Annotated in this window: 17 protein-coding genes; 1 reads left to right on the forward strand and 16 read right to left on the reverse strand. The window is 62.1% G+C overall.

Annotated elements, in window-relative coordinates:
- Positions 1–27 precede the first annotated feature (27 nt).
- From trpC to F6S08_RS29240, 13 genes are all read right to left on the reverse strand, one after another.
- Positions 28–864: an indole-3-glycerol phosphate synthase TrpC gene (trpC, locus tag F6S08_RS29180; RefSeq protein WP_065925374.1), complete on the reverse strand. Its 837-nt coding sequence runs from the start codon at positions 862–864 to the stop codon at positions 28–30.
- Positions 861–1,910, reverse strand: a complete 1,050-nt coding sequence (gene trpD, locus F6S08_RS29185; protein ID WP_065925375.1) for an anthranilate phosphoribosyltransferase — start codon at positions 1,908–1,910, stop codon at positions 861–863. Before trpD ends, trpC begins: the two co-directional genes overlap by 4 nt.
- A 9-nt stretch (positions 1,911–1,919) precedes the next feature.
- Positions 1,920–2,513 (reverse strand): aminodeoxychorismate/anthranilate synthase component II, encoded by a 594-nt coding sequence (locus tag F6S08_RS29190; RefSeq protein WP_065925376.1) that lies wholly within the window; start codon positions 2,511–2,513, stop codon positions 1,920–1,922.
- A gap of 10 nt (positions 2,514–2,523) precedes the next feature.
- Complete coding sequence (trpE, locus tag F6S08_RS29195) at positions 2,524–4,005, reverse strand: anthranilate synthase component I (RefSeq protein WP_027605896.1); 1,482 nt, start codon at positions 4,003–4,005, stop codon at positions 2,524–2,526.
- A 70-nt stretch (positions 4,006–4,075) separates the two neighbouring features.
- Positions 4,076–4,894, reverse strand: a complete 819-nt coding sequence (locus F6S08_RS29200; protein WP_315872675.1) for a phosphoglycolate phosphatase — start codon at positions 4,892–4,894, stop codon at positions 4,076–4,078.
- Entirely contained in the window at positions 4,891–5,565 is a 675-nt protein-coding gene (gene rpe, locus F6S08_RS29205) for a ribulose-phosphate 3-epimerase (protein WP_065925378.1), read from the reverse strand. The genes F6S08_RS29200 and rpe overlap by 4 nt, the downstream gene beginning before the upstream one ends.
- Positions 5,566–5,649: 84 nt before the next feature.
- Positions 5,650–6,798, reverse strand: a complete 1,149-nt coding sequence (locus F6S08_RS29210) for an iron-containing alcohol dehydrogenase (protein WP_065925379.1) — start codon at positions 6,796–6,798, stop codon at positions 5,650–5,652.
- A 117-nt stretch (positions 6,799–6,915) separates the two neighbouring features.
- The gene (locus tag F6S08_RS29215; protein WP_017739612.1) at positions 6,916–7,740 is read right to left on the reverse strand and encodes an ABC transporter permease; all 825 of its coding nucleotides are present in this window, start codon (positions 7,738–7,740) and stop codon (positions 6,916–6,918) included.
- A gap of 12 nt (positions 7,741–7,752) precedes the next feature.
- Positions 7,753–8,985: an ABC transporter permease gene (locus tag F6S08_RS29220; protein ID WP_065925380.1), complete on the reverse strand. Its 1,233-nt coding sequence runs from the start codon at positions 8,983–8,985 to the stop codon at positions 7,753–7,755.
- Between the two features lie 139 nt (positions 8,986–9,124).
- Positions 9,125–10,165 carry an ABC transporter substrate-binding protein gene (locus F6S08_RS29225; RefSeq protein ID WP_065925381.1) on the reverse strand — a complete coding sequence of 347 codons (1,041 nt, stop codon included), beginning with the start codon at positions 10,163–10,165 and terminating at the stop codon, positions 9,125–9,127.
- Positions 10,166–10,208: 43 nt separating this feature from the next.
- A complete protein-coding gene (locus F6S08_RS29230) occupies positions 10,209–11,321 on the reverse strand; it encodes an ABC transporter ATP-binding protein (protein WP_065871779.1) in 1,113 nt (370 codons plus the stop codon).
- Positions 11,322–11,546: 225 nt separating this feature from the next.
- Positions 11,547–12,176: a response regulator transcription factor gene (locus tag F6S08_RS29235; RefSeq protein WP_027605903.1), complete on the reverse strand. Its 630-nt coding sequence runs from the start codon at positions 12,174–12,176 to the stop codon at positions 11,547–11,549.
- A gap of 18 nt (positions 12,177–12,194) precedes the next feature.
- Positions 12,195–14,189, reverse strand: a complete 1,995-nt coding sequence (locus F6S08_RS29240; RefSeq protein ID WP_315872676.1) for a histidine kinase — start codon at positions 14,187–14,189, stop codon at positions 12,195–12,197.
- 77 nt (positions 14,190–14,266) lie between these two features.
- On the opposite strand from F6S08_RS29240, the gene F6S08_RS29245 reads away from it, so the two are divergent.
- On the forward strand, positions 14,267–15,241 hold the full coding sequence (locus F6S08_RS29245; protein ID WP_315872677.1) for an alpha/beta hydrolase family protein: 975 nt from the start codon (positions 14,267–14,269) through the stop codon (positions 15,239–15,241).
- Between the two features lie 44 nt (positions 15,242–15,285).
- Here F6S08_RS29245 and F6S08_RS29250 read toward each other — a convergent pair whose 3' ends face one another.
- From F6S08_RS29250 to F6S08_RS29260, 3 genes are read right to left on the reverse strand one after another with little or no spacing between them, the layout of a single operon-like run.
- Positions 15,286–16,053 carry a TerB family tellurite resistance protein gene (locus F6S08_RS29250; protein ID WP_065925384.1) on the reverse strand — a complete coding sequence of 256 codons (768 nt, stop codon included), beginning with the start codon at positions 16,051–16,053 and terminating at the stop codon, positions 15,286–15,288.
- A gap of 1 nt (position 16,054) precedes the next feature.
- Positions 16,055–16,729, reverse strand: a complete 675-nt coding sequence (murU, locus tag F6S08_RS29255; RefSeq protein ID WP_315872678.1) for an N-acetylmuramate alpha-1-phosphate uridylyltransferase MurU — start codon at positions 16,727–16,729, stop codon at positions 16,055–16,057.
- Positions 16,726–17,751, reverse strand: a complete 1,026-nt coding sequence (locus F6S08_RS29260; RefSeq protein ID WP_074847766.1) for an aminoglycoside phosphotransferase family protein — start codon at positions 17,749–17,751, stop codon at positions 16,726–16,728. Before F6S08_RS29260 ends, murU begins: the two co-directional genes overlap by 4 nt.
- Positions 17,752–17,863: the final 112 nt, after the last annotated feature.

Here is a 17,863-nt window from a genome sequence, read left to right on the forward strand (position 1 = left end):
CCTCCCACACGTTGATCGCATTTCAAATCAATCGAGAGTGGAACCACTGACCGCCACGCCACGCTCCGGGAAGAACAGACGCTGCAGTTCCGCCCCCGGGTTCTCGGCACGCATGAAGGTCTCACCCACCAGGAACGAATAAACGTCACTGATTTCCATCAGCTCCACATCGGCACGGTTGACGATGCCACTTTCGGTAATCACCAGGCGATCGCGCGGAATACGCGGCAGCAGGTCGAGGGTGTTTTCCAGGCTGACTTCGAAGGTGTGCAGGTTACGGTTGTTGACCCCCACCAGCGGTGTGTCGAGGGTTTTCAGCGCGCGCTCCAGCTCATCGCCGTCGTGCACTTCCACCAGCACATCCAGGCCAACGCTTTTGGCCACGGCCGCCAGCTCGGCCATCTTCACGTCATCCAATGCGGAGACGATCAACAACACACAGTCGGCGCCCAAGGCACGGGCTTCAACGATCTGGTACGGATCGACCATGAAATCCTTGCGGATCACCGGCAACTTGCAGGCCGCGCGGGCCTGCTGCAGGAACAGGTCGGAACCCTGGAAAAAATCGATGTCAGTGAGTACCGACAGGCAAGTCGCCCCACCCTTCTCGTAGCTGACGGCGATTTCCGCCGGTACAAAGTTTTCGCGAATCACGCCCTTGCTCGGCGAAGCTTTCTTGATCTCGGCGATCACGGCCGGCTGCTTGAGCTTGGCCTGGGCAATCAGTGCCTTGGCAAATCCACGTGGCGCATCAGCGGCTTTCGCTTGGGCCTCCAACTCGGCCAGGCTCACACGGGAACGGCGTTCGGCGACTTCTTCAGCCTTGCGGGCCAGGATTTTTTCCAGAACGGTCGGCACACTCATCCTTCATTCTCCATCTTGAATACAGCGGTGAATGCTCCCAGCTCTTCGAGCTTTTCACGAGCCAGACCGGTGTGCAGCGCATCGTGGGCCAATTCGACACCTTCCTTAAGACTATAGGCATGATCGGCTGCGTAAAGTGCCGCGCCAGCATTCAGAACAATCATTTCCGCAGCTTTTTGACCGTTCTCGGTCTTACGACGCCCCAGGGCATCGCGAATCAGCTCCAGGGACGCCGCCGGGCTTTCCACCGCCAGGCCGTGCAGGCTCTGGCTCTTCATGCCCAAGTCTTCCGGTTCGACCCAGTATTCGGTGATTTGGTCATCCTTCAGCTCCGCCACAAACGTTGGCGCGGCCAGGCTGAACTCGTCCAGGCCGTCTTTGGAGTGCACCACCAGCACATGCTTGCTGCCCATGCGTTGCAGCACTTCAGCCAATGGCCGGCACAGTGCCTGGCTGAACACGCCCACCACTTGGTGCTTCACACCGGCCGGATTCGTAAGCGGGCCGAGCATGTTGAACAGGGTACGCAGGCCCAGGTCTTTGCGCGGGCCGGCGGCGTGCTTCATTGCACCATGATGGGACTGGGCAAACATAAAGCCGATGCCGACGTTGTCGATGCAGCGCGCCACTTGTACCGGCGTGAGGTTCAGGTAGATGCCGGCCGCTTCCAGCAGGTCGGCACTGCCGCTCTTGCCGGACACCGCGCGGTTACCGTGCTTGGCCACGGTGCAACCCGCCGCCGCCACCACAAAGGAAGAGGCCGTCGAGACGTTGAAGATGTTCGCACCGTCACCGCCGGTGCCGACCACGTCGACCACGCCGTCAAGGGTCTTGAGCTCGACCTTGTCCGCCAGCTCACGCATCACCGATACAGCGCCGACGATCTCGTCGATGCTTTCGCTCTTCATGCGCATCGCCATCATGAAGGCGCCAATCTGCGCATCGGTGCATTGACCGGTCATGATTTCGCGCATCACATCGCTCATTTCAGCGGTGCTCAGGTCCAGATGGCCGACGATACGGCTCAGGGCAGTCTTGATATCCATGGAAAGTCCTTAGCGCGTGCCGCCGCTCTGCTTGAGAAAGTTGGCGAACAGCTCGTAGCCCTGCTCGGTCAGGATCGATTCAGGATGAAACTGCACCCCTTCGATATTCAGTGTCTTGTGACGCAGGCCCATGATCTCGTCGACGGAGCCGTCTTCCAGCTGGGTCCAGGCGGTCAGCTCCAGGCATTCCGGCAGGGTTTCGCGCTTGACCACCAGCGAGTGGTAGCGGGTCACGGTCACCGGGTTGTTGAGTGCCTGGAATACGCCCAGGTCTTTATGGAATACCGGGCTGGTCTTGCCGTGCATCACCTGGCGCGCGCGCACCACATCACCGCCAAAGGCCTGGCCGATGGATTGATGGCCCAGGCAAACGCCCAGGATCGGCAGCTTGCCGGCGAAGTACTTGATGGCCTCGAGGGAGACACCCGCCTCGGTCGGCGTGCAGGGGCCCGGAGAAACCACGATGCGCTCCGGGTTCAGGGCAGCGATTTCGGCCACGGTCAGTTCGTCATTGCGAACCACCTTGACCTCGGCGCCCAGCTCCCCCAGGTACTGCACAACGTTGTAGGTAAAGGAATCGTAGTTATCAATCATCAGCAACATGGGGGAAACCTCAAGAATTGGGGGTCTGTTCAGCCAGCGCTACAGCGCGGAACATCGCGCGGCGCTTGTTCAGGGTTTCTTCCCATTCGAGGGCCGGCACCGAGTCGGCGACAATCCCGCCACCGGCCTGCACGTGCAGCTCCCCGTCCTTGATCACCGCCGTGCGAATCGCAATGGCGGTGTCCATGTTGCCGTTCCAGGCGAAATACCCCACGGCGCCGCCATAGACACCGCGCTTGACCGGTTCCAGTTCGTCGATGATTTCCATCGCGCGGATCTTCGGCGCCCCCGACAAGGTGCCCGCCGGCAGAATCGCCCGCAACGCGTCCATCGCAGTCAGCCCGGCTTTTAACTCGCCGGTGACGTTGGACACGATGTGCATCACGTTGGAATAACGCTCAATGACCATCTTCTCGGTCAACTTCACCGAGCCGATTTCCGAGACACGCCCGGTGTCGTTACGACCCAGGTCGATCAGCATCAGGTGTTCGGCGATTTCCTTGTCGTCGCTGAGCAGGTCTTCTTCGAGCGCCAGATCCGCTTCTTCGGTCGCGCCACGCGGGCGTGTGCCGGCAATCGGGCGCACGGTGATCAGGTTGTCCTCGACACGCACCAGCACCTCCGGCGAGCTGCCCACTACGTGGAAGTCGCCAAAGTTGAAGAAGTACATGTACGGCGTCGGGTTGAAGCAGCGCAGCGCCCGGTACAGGTCGATGGGCGCCGCCTTGAAGTCGATGGACATGCGTTGCGACGGCACCACCTGCATGCAGTCACCGGCGAGGATGTATTCCTTGATGGTATCGACCGCGCGCTCATAGTCATCCTGGGTAAAGCTGGAGCGGAACACCGGATCAGCCGCCGGCGGACGGCTGAGGTCCAGGCCGCGACGCGGGGTGATCGGCTGGCGCAGCTTTTCCAGCAGCGCTTCGAGGCTGGCCTGGCCTTGCTCGAAGGCGTCGGCCTGGGACGGGTCGGCGAGCACGATCGCGTGCATCTTGCCGGCGAGGTTGTCGAACACCACCACCGCGTCGGAGACCATCAGCAGAATGTCCGGCACGCCCAGCGGGTCAGGGTTCGGGCATTTGCCCAGGCGTTTTTCCACATAGCGCACGCAGTCATAGCCGAAGTACCCCACCAGGCCGCCGTTGAAGCGCGGCAGGCCAGGGATGGTCGGCACGTTGTAGCGCGCCTTGAAGGCTTCGACGAAGGCCAGCGGGTCTTCGACCTCATGACTTTCGATCTCGACACCATCATGGGTGATGCTCACATGATGGTCGTGCACCCGCAGCACAGTGCGGCATGGCAGGCCGATGATCGAGTAACGGCCCCATTTCTCGCCGCCCTGTACCGACTCCAGCAGGTAGGAGTTGGGCTGGTCGGCCAGCTTCAGGTAGATCGACAGTGGCGTGTCGAAGTCGGCCAGGGTTTCGCAGGCCAGGGGGATACGGTTATAGCCGGCAGCGGCCAAACGCAGGAATTCTTCGCGGATCATGAGGTGCCTCGTGGCGTGAGGGTCTAACAGTCAGGTATGCAAACGTGCCGCATGGCGCGGCCAGGATCAGTCAGGCGCGCCAACGCCAGCGGGCCAGGGCCTTGATGACTTTCATCCAGAGTTTGCGAGTGACCACCACGATGGAATTTCCAGAAGGGGACGGATCGATGTCGGGCAACGTTATCTCAGCGCCAGCTCCCAAGCAACCGGGGATTAGCAGTCTCAGATCATCAATCACCAGCGACGGCGACTCTTCGGCGACCGGACGACCATGGTTGTAGCCGTAACTCAGGGCCACGCACTGCACGCCGGCCGCTTTCGCCGCCAGCACGTCACTGCGTGAATCGCCGACAAACAGCGACTGGGACGCCGGAATATTGGCCATTTTCATCACGAAAAACAGCGCCGCCGGGTCGGGTTTCTTCTGCGGCAAGGTATCGCCACCAATGATCCAGCGGAAATAACGGCCAATTTTCATCTGGTCCAACAGCGGCGCGACAAAGCGCTCCGGCTTGTTGGTGATCAGGGCCATTTCCACGCCCTGCTTGCTCAGCCATTTGAGGGTGTCGCGTACGCCGGGGTAGACCACGGTCAGTTCGTGGCTGCGTTCATAGGCTGCGTTGAACAGTTCCAGGGCGTGCTCGGCCTCAACCTCATCGACACCTTCGGCATCGATGTGATTGGCCAGGGCCCGGCGCACCAGCATCGGTGCGCCATTGCCGACCCACTCGCGTACCGACGCAAGCCCCGCCGGCTTGCGCCCCAGCTTGAGCAGCATTTCGTCCACAGCCGCCGCCAGGTCTGGCACCGAGTCGATCAAGGTACCGTCCAGATCGAACATCACCAGCCGTGGCAGTTTGCCGGGGAACAGCTGCTCAAAGCCGCTCATGAACGCGCCAGCGCCAGTTCGGCGCGCATCTTGGCGATGACTTCCTGATAGTCCGGGGCGTTGAAGATCGCCGAGCCGGCCACGAAGGTGTCGGCGCCGGCGGCCGCGATTTCACGGATATTGTTGACGTTGACCCCACCGTCGATTTCCAGGCGGATGTCGCGGCCCGACGCATCGATCAGCGCACGGGCTTCGCGCAGCTTGTCGAGGGTACCGGGGATGAACTTCTGCCCGCCGAAGCCCGGGTTGACGCTCATCAGCAGCACCATGTCGACCTTGTCCATCACGTACTTGAGCACGTCCAGCGGGGTGGCCGGGTTGAACACCAGGCCGGCTTTGCAACCGCCCTCGCGGATCAGTTGCAAGGTGCGGTCGACGTGCAGAGAGGCTTCCGGGTGGAAGGTGATATAGGTCGCGCCGGCGTCAACGAAGTCACCGATGATGCGATCCACCGGGCTGACCATCAGGTGCGCATCGATCGGCGCGGTGATGCCGTACTTGCGCAGCGCCGCACAGACCATCGGACCGATGGTCAGGTTGGGCACGTAGTGGTTGTCCATGACATCGAAGTGCACGAAGTCGGCACCGGCGGCCAACACCTTGTCCACTTCCTCACCCAGGCGGGCGAAATCGGCGGAGAGAATCGATGGAGCAATAACGAAGGGCTGCATGACGCACCTTTTTTGAGCTAAATCACGATGGCGCGCATTGTATACCTCATGCTTTGCCCTGCGCACCGTGACCTAACTCAACGGCTAGTACGCCGCCCGATAGATTTTCTCGATATCGGCCGCGCTGAGCTTGCGCGGGTTGTTACGCATCAGGCGCTCGATACCCGCCGCTTCCGTGGCCATGGCCGGGATGGCGTCCTCGGGAACCCCGAAACTGCGCAGGCCGGAAGGAATCTCCACGGCGGCACACAATCTTGTCATCGCTTCGACGGCCTGGTCGGCGGCATCGTTGACGCTCAGGCCGCTGACATTCACGCCCATGGCCTGGGCAATGTCCTGCATGCGCTCGACACAGGCCAGTTTGTTCCAGTGCATCACATAGGGCAGCAACAGCGCATTGCTGACGCCATGGGCGATATTGAACCGCCCGCCCAGCGGGTAGGCCAACGCATGCACTGCGCCCACCCCGGCATTACCGAAGGCCATGCCGGCCATCAGGCTGGCGGTGGCCATATCGTCGCGGGCCTGCAGGTTGGCCGGGTTGGCGTAGGCCTTGGGCAGCGCCTTGGCGATCAGCTTGATCGCACCGATGGCCAAGGCATCCGTGATCGGCGAGGCATTCAGGGAAAGGTAGGACTCAATGGCATGCACCAGCGCATCCACGCCACTGGCGGCGGTGACACTGCGCGGGCAGGTCAGGGTCATTTGCGGGCTGATCAGCGCGACGTCCGGCAGCAGGTAGTCGCTGACGATGCCCTTCTTCAACTGCGCGACCTTGTCGGAGAGGATCGCCACATTGGTCACTTCCGAGCCGGTGCCGGCGGTGGTCGGGATGGCGATCAGCGGCGGGCCCTTGCGCGGCACCTGGTCGACGCCAAATAAGTCCGCCAGGGCGCCGTGGTAACCGGCATAGGCGGCAACGCTCTTGGCAATATCGATGGCACTGCCGCCGCCCAGGCCGATCAGGCCGTCGTGGCCACCGTCGCGGTACGCCTGCATGCAGTCTTCGACGATGGAGATTTCCGGGTCAGGCAGCACGCGGTCGAAAATCTCGTAAGGGCGCTCACCCAGGTGTTCGAGTGCCAGCGCCACCGTGCCTGACTTGACCAGCGCCGCGTCGGTAACAATCAGCGGGTTATCCACATCCAGGCGCGTCAGCTCGGCGGCGAGTTGCTCAATGGCGCCAGCGCCAGTCAGCAGTTTGTGGGCGATCTTGAATGAGGAAGTACTCATGTGCGCGGCCTCTTATCGGTGATGGGCTGGCACAAGAGTAGCTGACTGGATCGGGTTGTCTTCCATTCAGGCGCTGAATGGTCACAGCCCCCCCTGTGGGAGGCGGCTGTGTGGGCTTTAGACCTGGGCCGTGCGCAGTTTCTCGCTACGCCCACGCAGCCACTCCAGGGTCAGCAACAGCAACACCGAGAAGGCAATCAGCAAGGTCGCCGCCGCCGCAATCGTCGGGCTGAGGTTTTCGCGGATGCCGCTGAACATCTGGCGCGGCAGGGTCGCTTGCTCGGGGCCGGCGAGAAACAGGGTCACCACCACCTCATCGAACGAGGTCGCGAAGGCAAACAGCGCGCCGGAGATCACCCCCGGTGCAATCAACGGCAAGGTTACCCGGCGAAACGCCGTCAAGGGCGAGGCACCCAGGCTGGCCGCGGCCCGTACCAGGTTATGGTTGAAACCCTGCAAGGTCGCCGACACGGTGATGATCACAAACGGCACGCCGAGCACCGCATGCACCACGATCAGCGAGAAGAAACTGTTGCCCAGGCCCAGTGGCGCAAAAAACAGGTAGCTGGCCACACCGATAATCACCACCGGCACCACCATCGGCGAAATCACCAGGGCCATCACCAACGCCTTGCCGGGGAAATTCCCACGGGTCAGGCCGATTGCCGCCAGGGTGCCGAACACCATGGCCAATACCGTGGCGGCCGGGGCGACGATGATGCTGTTCTTCAACGCACGCATCCATTCCGCCGAGGCGAAGAAATCCTGGTACCAGTGCAGCGAGAAGCCTTGCAACGGATACACCAGGAAACTGCCGCTGTTGAACGACAGCGGGATGATCACCAGCACAGGCAAGATCAGGAACAACAGGATCAGGCCGCAGAGGATCCGCAAGCTGTAGAACCACACCCGCTCCACCGGTGACATATAAGGGCTCAGCATCGCAAGGTCTCCTCAGCTCAGGCGCAGGCGGCTGGCGCCCACCAGCCGGTTGTAGATCAGGTACAGCACCACGGTCGCCAGCAGCAGCAAGCCGCCCAACGCCGTCGCCATGCCCCAGTTGATGCTGGTGTTGGTGTAGAAGGCCACGAAGTAGCTGACCATCTGGTCGTTCGGGCTGCCCAGCAGTGCCGGGGTGATGTAGTAACCAATCGCCAGGATGAACACCAGCAGGCAGCCGGCGCCGACACCGGCATACGTCTGTGGGAAGTACACGCGCCAGAAGCTGGCGAACGGATGACAGCCCAGGGAGATCGCCGCACGCATGTAGGTGGGCGAGATGCCTTTCATCACGCTGTAGATCGGCAAAATCATGAACGGCAGCAGGATATGCACCATGGAGATGTAGACCCCGGTGCGGTTGAACACCAGCTCCAGGGGTTTGTCGATCAGGCCCATGCCCATCAGCGCACTGTTGATCAGCCCGCCGGATTGCAGCAACACGATCCATGCCGCCACCCGCACCAGGATCGAGGTCCAGAACGGCAGCAACACCAGAATCATCAGCAGGTTGCTTTTGCGCGCCGGCAGGTTGGCCAGCAAATACGCCAGCGGATAAGCCAGCAGCAGGCAGATGGCGGTGATCACCAGGCCCATCCAGAAGGTGCGGGCGAAGATGTCCAGGTAGATCGCCTGGTCCGGGGTGGCCGGGGCCACTTCGCCAAGGTCGTCGATGCGATGATCGACGGCCGCCAGCAGGTAAAACGGTGTCAGGCTGCTGGTATTACGCCGGATCGCCTGCCAGTACGCCGGGTCGCCCCAGCGTTCGTCGAGGTTTTCCAGCGCTTCTTTATAAGAGCCAGGCGCCTCGGTAAACGGCAGCGCCCGCGCGGTTTTGGTCAGCAGGCTGCGATAGCCGGCCAGTTCCATGTTCAAGCGTTTGGACAGGTCGCCCAGGGTCTGGTTTTTGCGTGCCTCGCCCAAGTCCTCACTGAGGGCCTGGTACACCGGCTCACCCGGCAGACCACGACCGTCCCAGGCCGTCACCGCCACTACGGTACGCGGCAGACCGCCCACCACTTCCGGGTTGCCGACGCTTTTAAACAGCAGCGCAACAATCGGCACCAGGAACACCAGCAGCAAAAACAGCACCAGCGGCGCAATCAAGGCCTGGGCCTTCCAGCGATTGAGCCGCTCGGCACGCGCCAGGCGCTGCTTGAGGGTGGGGCCAGGAATGGCGATATCCATGGCAAACTCCGATTCAGAAAATGAATGCAATAACCTGTGGGAGGGGGCTTGCTCCCGATGACGGTGGGTCAGTCAGCACATGTGTCGCCTGACACACCGTCATCGGGAGCAAGCCCCCTCCCACAAGGGTTAGGCGGTGTTATTTAGCAGCCCAGGAGTTGAAACGCTGCTCGAGCTGTTCACCGTTATCCGCCCAGAAGCTCACGTCGATCTGCACCTGGTTGGCGATGTTTTCCGGCGTAGTCGGCATATCCTTGAGGATGTCCTTGGCCAGCAACGGTACGGCTTGGGTGTTGGCCGGGCCGTAGGCGATGTTTTCCGAGTAGGTCTTCTGCTGCTGCGGCTGCACCGAGAAGGCGATGAATTTCTTCGCCGCTTCGGCACGCTCCTTGGACAGGCCTTTAGGGATGGCCCAAGCATCGAAGTCGTAGATGCCGCCGTTCCACACCACTTTCAGGTTGCTTTCTTTTTGCACCGCGGCGATGCGGCCGTTGTAGGCCGAACTCATCACCACGTCACCCGAGGCCAGGTATTGCGGCGGTTGTGCGCCGGCTTCCCACCACTGGATCGACGGCTTGAGTTCGTCGAGTTTCTTGAATGCACGGTCCTGGCCATCTTTGCCGGCCAGCACTTTGTACACGTCCTTCGGTGCAACACCGTCGGCCATCAAGGCGAATTCCAGGGTGTACTTGGCGCCCTTGCGCAGGCCGCGCTTGCCCGGGAATTTCTTGGTGTCCCAGAAATCAGCCCAACTGGTTGGCGCAGAAGCCAGTTTGTCCGCGTTGTAGGCCAGAACGGTCGACCATACGAAGAAGCCCACGCCGCACGGCTGGATCGCGCCCTTCACGTAGTCAGCGCTGTTGCCAAACAGTTTCGGGTCCAGCGGCTCGAACATGTCTTCGTCACAGCCACGGGACAACTCCGGCGACTCCACCTCCACCAGGTCCCAGGACACGCTCTTGGTGTCGACCATGGCTTTCACCTTGGCCATCTCACCGTTGTACTCGCCGGCGACGATCTTGCCGTTGCCCGCGCTTTCCCAAGGCGCATAGAAAGCCTTGACCTGTGCAGCCTTGTTCGCACCGCCAAAGGACACGACGGTCAGGTCCGGGCCAGCCATGGCCTGTGTCGCGCCCATCAAGCTCAGGGCCAGGACGGAATATTTCAGGGATCTCAACATTGTTGTTCTCTCCACGTGCAGGGTTGGTGAAGCCATGGGGCGATCAATTCGCCTCTAGAAGTGGGTCGAGTGCGCGAACGTGCTCGACTTGCCAGCCAATCGGTACCACGTCGCCGACCGCCAACGCCGGGTCCAGCTCGGCGATCGGTTGTTTCACAAAAAAATCGGCCTTGCCGCAGACTTCCAGGCGCACGCGCACGTGGTCGCCCAGGTAGATGAATTCCGCCACCCGCCCGGAGAAACGGTTGACGCAGCTTTCGCTGGAGCCATTGAGGCTGACACGCTCAGGGCGCACCGACAGGGTCACCGGACCGCCGATCTGGCCGACGTTCACCGCCAGCGCCTCGACCTTCTCGCCGCGCGCCAGCTCCACCACGCAACGCTCGCCGGTATGGCTGTGCAGGCGACCATTGAGGCGGTTGTTTTCACCGATGAAGTTGGCGACGAAGGTGTTCTTCGGCTCTTCATACAAGGTGCGTGGCGCAGCGATCTGCTGGATCTCGCCCTGGTGGAACACCGCCACGCGGTCGGACATGGTCAAGGCTTCGCCCTGGTCGTGGGTCACGTACACCACGGTCACGCCGAGGCGCTGGTGCAGGTGCTTGATCTCCATCTGCATGTGTTCGCGCAGTTGCTTGTCGAGGGCACCGAGGGGTTCGTCCATCAACACCAGTTGCGGTTCAAACACCAACGCCCGGGCCAAGGCCACACGCTGTTGCTGGCCGCCGGACAGTTGCGCCGGGTAACGCTGGGCAAAGGCATCGAGCTGGACCATGCTCAGCACGCGTTTGACCCGCTCGCTGATATCGGTCTTGCTCAAGCCCCGCACCGACAGCGGGAACGCGAGGTTCTCCGCAACGGTCATGTGCGGGAACAGCGCGTAGTTCTGGAACACCATGCCAATGTCGCGCTTGTGCGGCGGCACGTTGTTGATCGAGCGCCCGGCCAGCTGGATTTCGCCGGCGGTCGGCGTTTCGAAGCCGGCCAGCATCATCAGGCTGGTGGTCTTGCCCGAACCGGAAGGCCCGAGCAGGGTGAGGAACTCGCCCTTGCGAATCTCCAGGTTGAGGTCTTTGACGATCAGGTTCTCGCCGTCGTAGCTCTTCTGCACGCCACGAAAGCTGACCAGCACATCATTTGAATCCACCTCGCTCATACCCGCACCTTTGTGTTTTGGACTGCTGTGGCACAAGCGTAGTCCAGGCGCGAGACCCCGGAAATCGGGGGCCAGGAGAGAATGGCATCAGCCGGATGGAAGGTTTGGGGTAGGGATCGCCCTACACGGATGGCGGGGATGGGACAGGGCAGCGGCAAGAGGCGAGCTGCAAGCGGCAAGAATGGGTTCGGCGGTGTTTTGGGGTTGTCGTTATTGGATATGTGGTTAGAGGAGCTTGTGCTCCATGGCGTACTTCACCAGCTCGGCCAGGGAGGTGATATTCAGCTTTTGCATCAGCCGCGCCTTGTGAGTGCTGATGGTCTTGCTGCTCAACGCCAGTTGCTGGGCGATGTCATTGACATTGGCGCCCTGGGCCAGGCGCTCGAATACTGAGAATTCACGCTCGGACAGCAGCGAATGCAAGGGCCTCGAGTCAGTCAGGCCGACCTCGAAGACCATGCGGTCCGCCAGGTCCGGGTCGATGTAGCGCCCGCCGGCCGCGACCTTGCGAATCGCCATCAGCAGCAGCGCGGGGTCGCTGTCCTTGGTGGCGTAACCCGCAGCCCCCACCTTGAGGGCGCGAGCGGCCATTTGCGCCTCATCGTGCATCGACAGCACCAGGATCGCCGGCGGATTGCTCAGCGCACGAATGCGCGCAATCGCTTCCAGGCCATTCACGCCTGGCATCGAGATGTCCAGCAACACCACCTCGCAAGGCACATGGCGCAAGGTCTCGAGCAACTGCTCGCCATTACTCGCCTCCCCCACCACCAGCAGGTCCTTGGCCAGGCCGATCAATTGCTTGATGCCTTCACGAACGATGGTGTGGTCTTCGGCTACCAGTACACGGATCACAAGGGCTTCCTCTTATCGTTATGCATCCAAAGGCACCGTGACACTCAGGGTGGTGCCCTCGCCCAATTGACTGTCCAGGCTCAGTTGCCCGCCCATGATCAGCACCCGCTCGCGCATCCCCACCAGGCCAAACGACACCGGGCGCCCCTGGGCCTGGACGAAACCGACGCCATCGTCGCTGATGGTCAGCCGCAGGTCGGTGCCTTCCACCGCCAGGGTCAGTTCGACAGTATGCGCCTGGGCATGGCGCATCACATTGGTCAGCGCCTCTTGCAGGATACGGAACAGGCCGATGGCCTTGGCATCGCTCAAGGCCGGCAGGTTATCCGGCACTTGCACCAGGCAGGGAATCTGCGTGCGCGCTTCGAAACGCCGCGCCTGCCATTCGATGGCCGAGGCAATCCCGGCATCGAGAATCGGCGGGCGCAGCGCCGTCGCCACGTCCCGCACCAACTGGAACAGTTGGGCGATCAGGCGCTTCATGCTGTTCAAGCGCTCATGCAGGCCAGGATCCAGTTGCGCGTAGGACAGCTCGCACATGGAGGTTTCCAGCTTGAGCACCGTGAGCATTTGCCCAAGTTCGTCGTGCACTTCCCGGGCGATGCGGGCCTTTTCTTCTTCGCGCACGGTTTCCAGGTGGGCGGATAACTCGCGCAGTTGCGCTTCACTCTGCATCAAGGCGGCCAGGGTGCGGCGCAGTTCGGTGACATCATTCAGGTAGACAACCAGGTATTCGGCCTCGGCAAATCGCAGAAAGCTCAAGGACACGTTGGCCGGCAGGATGCTGCCATCGGCGCGCAAACAATCGGTGGCGAAGTTCTGCGGCCCCTCTTCGCTGGTCCGTGCGCGCTTCCACAGGTTGAGCCAGCGGTCCATATCCAGGGTCGGGTCGAGGTCGACCAGCGGCCGTTCGATCAGTGCACCGGGCTCGTAACCCAGCATGCTCTCGGCCGCACGATTGGCGTAGCGCACGTGGCTGTCCCAGTTGACCCAGAGGATGCCGACGGTGCTCTGGTCGATGGAAAACTGCGTCAAGCGCAACGCTTCGGCACCGGCGGCACGGGCGGCGCTTTCTTCGCGGGCGGCCAGCAGGTCGTGCTCCAGCACGCGTTGCTGGCGGCGCTGCCAGAACACCACGGCCAGGCTGGCGAGCAGCAACAGGCCGAGCAGCAGGCTGAGGTTCTGCCAAAGGCCTTTGGATTCGGATAAACGTGGGTATTTGGGTTGCAGCCAGCGACTGTGCAGTTGATCCAGGTCGCGGGCCGGGATCGCGCTCAGGGCACTTTCCATGATGCCGGCCAGTTCCGGCCAGTCCCGCCGCGTGGCGACCCGCAGCAATTGCGGCAGGCCGATGTCCCCGACCACCGCCAGCCCGCTGAACTCCGCCTCTGCAGACAAGCGGCTTAATTGCGCTTCATCCACCACGGCATAACGCGCCTGCTGGCTGACCAACAACTGCAAGGCCTGGCGCTCCATGGGCACGCCTTGCAGGTTGAGGCCGGGATAGGTACTACGCAGGTAATCGGCCACAGCACTGGGCATGCGCACGGCAACACGGGATTGATCGTCGAGCTTCTCCAACTCCACGGCACCACCACCCTCGCGGATGCCGACAATGTGTTGAGGCACACGCATATACGGGTCGGTGAACTGCCACAGGCGCAAACCGGCCGGGGTTTGCTGCAGGCCAGGGGCAATGTCCACCTCGTCGTCGCGTACGGCCGCCTCCAACTGCTCCTGATCAGGGAAGTTGCGCCAGGTCAGCTCGATATTCAGTGCCTTGGCCAGCCACTGCATCAACTCGACATTCGCCCCGGACAAGCGCTGCAGGCGTCGGTCGTATTGCGCGTAAGGCGCCTGCAAGACCACGCCCACCCGCAGCTCAGGGTGCCGGGCCAGCCATTCGCGCTGCGGCGCATTCAGCTGCGCCTGCGGTGTGGCGGGCGCGGGGGAAGCGTTGGCCATCAAGGCAAGGCACAAACAGCCGATAACCAGCAGACAGCGAAAACCCATGATCCACGTCTCACATCACTGACAAATACTGACCAACCCATTAGGCTGCTGGAATCACTTCTGGCCGGAAATCAACGATGTCCTATCGAAACCGTTCGGCACTGCCAGCATTGTGCCTGTCACTGCTGTTTACCAGTGCCTTTTCTGTGCAGGCTGAAGACGCACCGGCACCGGCTGCCGAAAAACCCGTCGAACGCCAATCCCTGCCCGAGCGTAGCCAGGAAGAGGCCAGCGCCCTGGAACGCAAAATCCCGCAGCAGGAACAGCAACAGTTGCAGGCCGGCAGTGATTCATTCCTTGCCCTGTGGAAACCGGCCAACAGCGCCGAACCCGAAGGCGTGGTGATTATCGTACCGGGCGCCGGCGAAAATGCTGACTGGCCGCAAGCAATCGGCCCGTTGCGACGTAAATTGCCGGATGCCAATTGGGGCAGCCTCAGCCTGTCGTTACCGGACGTGAGCATGGACACCCTGCCACCGCGCGTCATGGAAGCACCCAACGCCACCGTCGACACCAGCAGTAAAGACGCGAGCACCGCCGACAAGCCGATCGAGCAAGCCGCCAGCGCCGAGGCGGAAGGCACCGACCCGGCGGTGGTCCCGGGTGCAGACGAACAGGACAAGACCGACGCCTCGCGCATCTTTGCGCGCATCGATGCCGCCGTGGCTTTTGCCCAGACCCAGAGCGCACGCACGGTGGTGCTGGTGGGCCATGGCACTGGCGCCTGGTGGGCGGCGCGTTACCTGACTGAAAAACAACCCTCCCAGGTGCAGAAGCTCGTGATGGTTGCCGCCCAGACGCCTGCCGGGCGTCATCCCGACGTGCAGCAACTGGCGCCGGCGCTGAAGCTGCCGACGGCCGACGTCTTCTATCAAGACAACGCTCAAGCACGCAAAAACGCCCTGGCGCGCGCCCAGGCCGCGAAGCGCTTGAAGAATGACGGCTATAAGCAGGTGTCATTGAAGACCCTGCCCGGCAACAGCGCCGCCGAGCAGGAACAGTTGTATCGCCGGGTTCGCGGCTGGTTGAGCCCGCAGGCCAGCGCCGACTGAGGATCAGCACAGAACCAATGTGGTTATCCGTGAAATAGTGGCCTCTAACGAAAATCCCGGCGCTCGCGAATCAACGAATAGGCATTGTGCAATTCACGGGTGCGCTCGGTCGCTTCACGCACTTGCGCGGGGGTGGCGCCACTGCCGGCCACCTTGTCCGGGTGGTGACGGCTCAGCAGGCGGCGATAGGCACGCTTGATGACCGACGGCTCGGTGGTAGCTGTCACGCCGAGCAAGCGCAACGCTTCCTGGTAGGTCGTGCCACGATTGACCAGCGGCTTGCGCTCAGGTGTGTAGTCGGCCGCCAGCGCCTGGAGCTGTTGCGGTGTCCAGCCCAACCACTTCCCCCACAGGTCGATCAAGTCGCGCTCGGCGGCATCCGCCTTGCCGTCCGCCCAGACCATCCGCCAGCACGCCCGCAACACCCCTTCCGCCGCATGGGGCTGGGCCTTGAGCACACGCAGGTAGCGGCGTACCCGGTCGGAACCGGATTTGCCGCGGTTGAACGCCGCAATCGCGCGGCGCTGGGCCGATTCGGTCATGTCCAGTGAGCGCATTTCCTGCCGCGCCTGCTGGATATGCCCGTCCACCACACGCCCGTTGCTTTTGGCCAGGCGCCCGAGCAACACAAACAATAACTCGTCATTGCGTAACGCCGGACGCCCGCCCAAGCGCTCGCGCAACTGTGCCCAACTGTGCAGTTGCAGGCGGCGATCCAGCGCCTGCCCCAACAGCGCACCCAACAAGGCCCCCGGAATACTGGCAATGGCAAAGCCAGCCCCGGCGCCGATCAGCGTCCCTGGCCACAACATGCTACTGCCCCGCTGTCAGCAGGGTTTCGACGTGCGCCAGGCGCTCCAGCGTGCCGACATCAATCCAGCGTCCCGCCATGTGTTCCCCCGTTACCAAACCTTTCGCCATGGCCGCACGCAGCAGCGGCGCCAGCTTGAAGGCACCGGCGTTGCAACCCTCGAACAGCCGGGGGTCGAGCACTGAAATGCCACTGAAGGTCAGGTTATCGGCACCGGGCGCCGCATCATGAAGCAAGCCCTGATCAAGGTAGAAATCACCGCCCGAGGGGTGATGTGCCGGGTTGTCGACCATCACCAGATGAGCCAGGCACTTAAGCGGCTGCTTGAGTCGGGTGAAGTCGTAGTCGGTCCAGATATCGCCGTTGACCACCAGGAATGGCTCATCCCCCAGCAACGGCAGCGCCTGGAAAATCCCGCCGCCGGTTTCCAGCGGTTCGCCCTCCGGGGAGTAGCGGATACGCAAGCCGAACTGCGCGCCATCCCCCAGGTAGCGCTCGATCTGCTGGCCGAGCCAGGCATGGTTGATCACCACATCGGTAAAGCCGGCCTTGGCCAGCGCCTCCAGATGGTACTCGATCAGGCGCTTGCCGCCGGCCTGCACCAGCGGCTTGGGGGTGTGCAAGGTGAGCGGACGCATCCGCTCGCCTTTGCCGGCGGCCAGGATCATGGCCTTCATACGCCGGCCTCTGCGGGCTGGCGCAGGCTGGTCAGTAACTCAGCCAGTTCGCTCAACTCCGGGCGATCGTCCAGCACCGCCTCTATATAAGCAAAGAAGCGCGGTACGTCGGCCAGGTAGCGTGGCTTGCCGTCGCGATGGCAGATGCGCGCAAAGATACCGATAACCTTGAGGTGGCGCTGCACGCCCATCAGGTCGCTGGCGCGCAGGAAGTCTTCGAAATCCGGTTGTACCGGAATGCCGGCCTGGCCCGCACGCTCCCAGTAGTCGCGCTGCCATTCCCGCACACGGGCCTGGGGCCAGCTGAGAAAGGCGTCCTTGAACAGGCAGGTAATGTCGTAGGTGACCGGACCATACACCGCGTCCTGGAAATCCAGCACGCCAGGGTTAGGCTCGCTGATCATCAGGTTGCGTGGCATATAGTCTCGGTGCACCAGCACTTTGGGTTGCGCCAGGGCGCTGTCGATCAAGTGATCGCTGACACGCTGCCAAAGTGCATGCTGCCGGGTATCCAGCTCGAGACCCAAGTGTCGGCGCACGTACCATTCGGGAAACAATTCGAGTTCACGGCGCAGCAAGGCGACGTCATAGCTGGGCAGTGGTGCGTCCATCGGCAACTGCTGATAAGCCAGCAAGGCGTCAATGGCATCGGCAAACAATTGATCGGCGTTTTCGTCGTTTATCACGTCCAGGTAGGTTTTTCTGCCCAGGTCATTGAGCAAAAGAAAGCCTCGCGGCAAGTCTTGTGCATAAATTTTTGGAACATTTATTCCCGACGTCGACAACAAATAAGCGATATCGACGAAAGGCTTGCAGTTTTCCTGAGGGGGCGGCGCGTCCATTACCACGAAAGTCCGACCGCCGCCTTCCCAACGGAAATAGCGCCTGAAACTCGCGTCGCTGCTGGCCGCGGTCAATGTGGCCGGGGGTACGGCACCCCAGCCTTGAGCGTTGAAAAGGATCGGCAACTGCTCATCCAGCCAGACTTCCAGCTGCTGTAAACGTAGATCTTGCTCGGGCATTACAAGGGTCTCCGACGGCGCTAGCCGTCAAGCGGGTCATGCTTTATTATCACGCATCTTTTTCAGACCATCGAGAGGCGTGCGGCCCAAACCGCGGGCAGATGGCACGCAG

This window comes from Pseudomonas sp. JV449 (genome assembly GCF_032424295.1).
GTDB lineage: Bacteria > Pseudomonadota > Gammaproteobacteria > Pseudomonadales > Pseudomonadaceae > Aquipseudomonas > Aquipseudomonas marginalis.

Excerpts from the sequence above, each read along its gene's own strand:
- F6S08_RS29250 (WP_065925384.1), bottom strand. The coding sequence starts at position 16,053 with ATGTTGTGGCCAGGGACGCTGATCGGCGCCGGGGCTGGCTTTGCCATT.
- trpC (WP_065925374.1), bottom strand. The coding sequence starts at position 864 with ATGAGTGTGCCGACCGTTCTGGAAAAAATCCTGGCCCGCAAGGCTGAA.
- F6S08_RS29225 (WP_065925381.1), bottom strand. The coding sequence starts at position 10,165 with ATGTTGAGATCCCTGAAATATTCCGTCCTGGCCCTGAGCTTGATGGGC.
- F6S08_RS29230 (WP_065871779.1), bottom strand. The coding sequence starts at position 11,321 with ATGAGCGAGGTGGATTCAAATGATGTGCTGGTCAGCTTTCGTGGCGTG.
- F6S08_RS29215 (WP_017739612.1), bottom strand. The coding sequence starts at position 7,740 with ATGCTGAGCCCTTATATGTCACCGGTGGAGCGGGTGTGGTTCTACAGC.
- trpD (WP_065925375.1), bottom strand. The coding sequence starts at position 1,910 with ATGGATATCAAGACTGCCCTGAGCCGTATCGTCGGCCATCTGGACCTG.
- F6S08_RS29210 (WP_065925379.1), bottom strand. The coding sequence starts at position 6,798 with ATGAGTACTTCCTCATTCAAGATCGCCCACAAACTGCTGACTGGCGCT.
- rpe (WP_065925378.1), bottom strand. The coding sequence starts at position 5,565 with ATGCAGCCCTTCGTTATTGCTCCATCGATTCTCTCCGCCGATTTCGCC.
- F6S08_RS29240 (WP_315872676.1), bottom strand. The coding sequence starts at position 14,189 with ATGGGTTTTCGCTGTCTGCTGGTTATCGGCTGTTTGTGCCTTGCCTTG.
- F6S08_RS29200 (WP_315872675.1), bottom strand. The coding sequence starts at position 4,894 with ATGAGCGGCTTTGAGCAGCTGTTCCCCGGCAAACTGCCACGGCTGGTG.
- F6S08_RS29220 (WP_065925380.1), bottom strand. The coding sequence starts at position 8,985 with ATGGATATCGCCATTCCTGGCCCCACCCTCAAGCAGCGCCTGGCGCGT.
- F6S08_RS29245 (WP_315872677.1), top strand. The coding sequence starts at position 14,267 with ATGTCCTATCGAAACCGTTCGGCACTGCCAGCATTGTGCCTGTCACTG.
- murU (WP_315872678.1), bottom strand. The coding sequence starts at position 16,729 with ATGAAGGCCATGATCCTGGCCGCCGGCAAAGGCGAGCGGATGCGTCCG.
- F6S08_RS29190 (WP_065925376.1), bottom strand. The coding sequence starts at position 2,513 with ATGTTGCTGATGATTGATAACTACGATTCCTTTACCTACAACGTTGTG.
- trpE (WP_027605896.1), bottom strand. The coding sequence starts at position 4,005 with ATGATCCGCGAAGAATTCCTGCGTTTGGCCGCTGCCGGCTATAACCGT.
- F6S08_RS29260 (WP_074847766.1), bottom strand. The coding sequence starts at position 17,751 with ATGCCCGAGCAAGATCTACGTTTACAGCAGCTGGAAGTCTGGCTGGAT.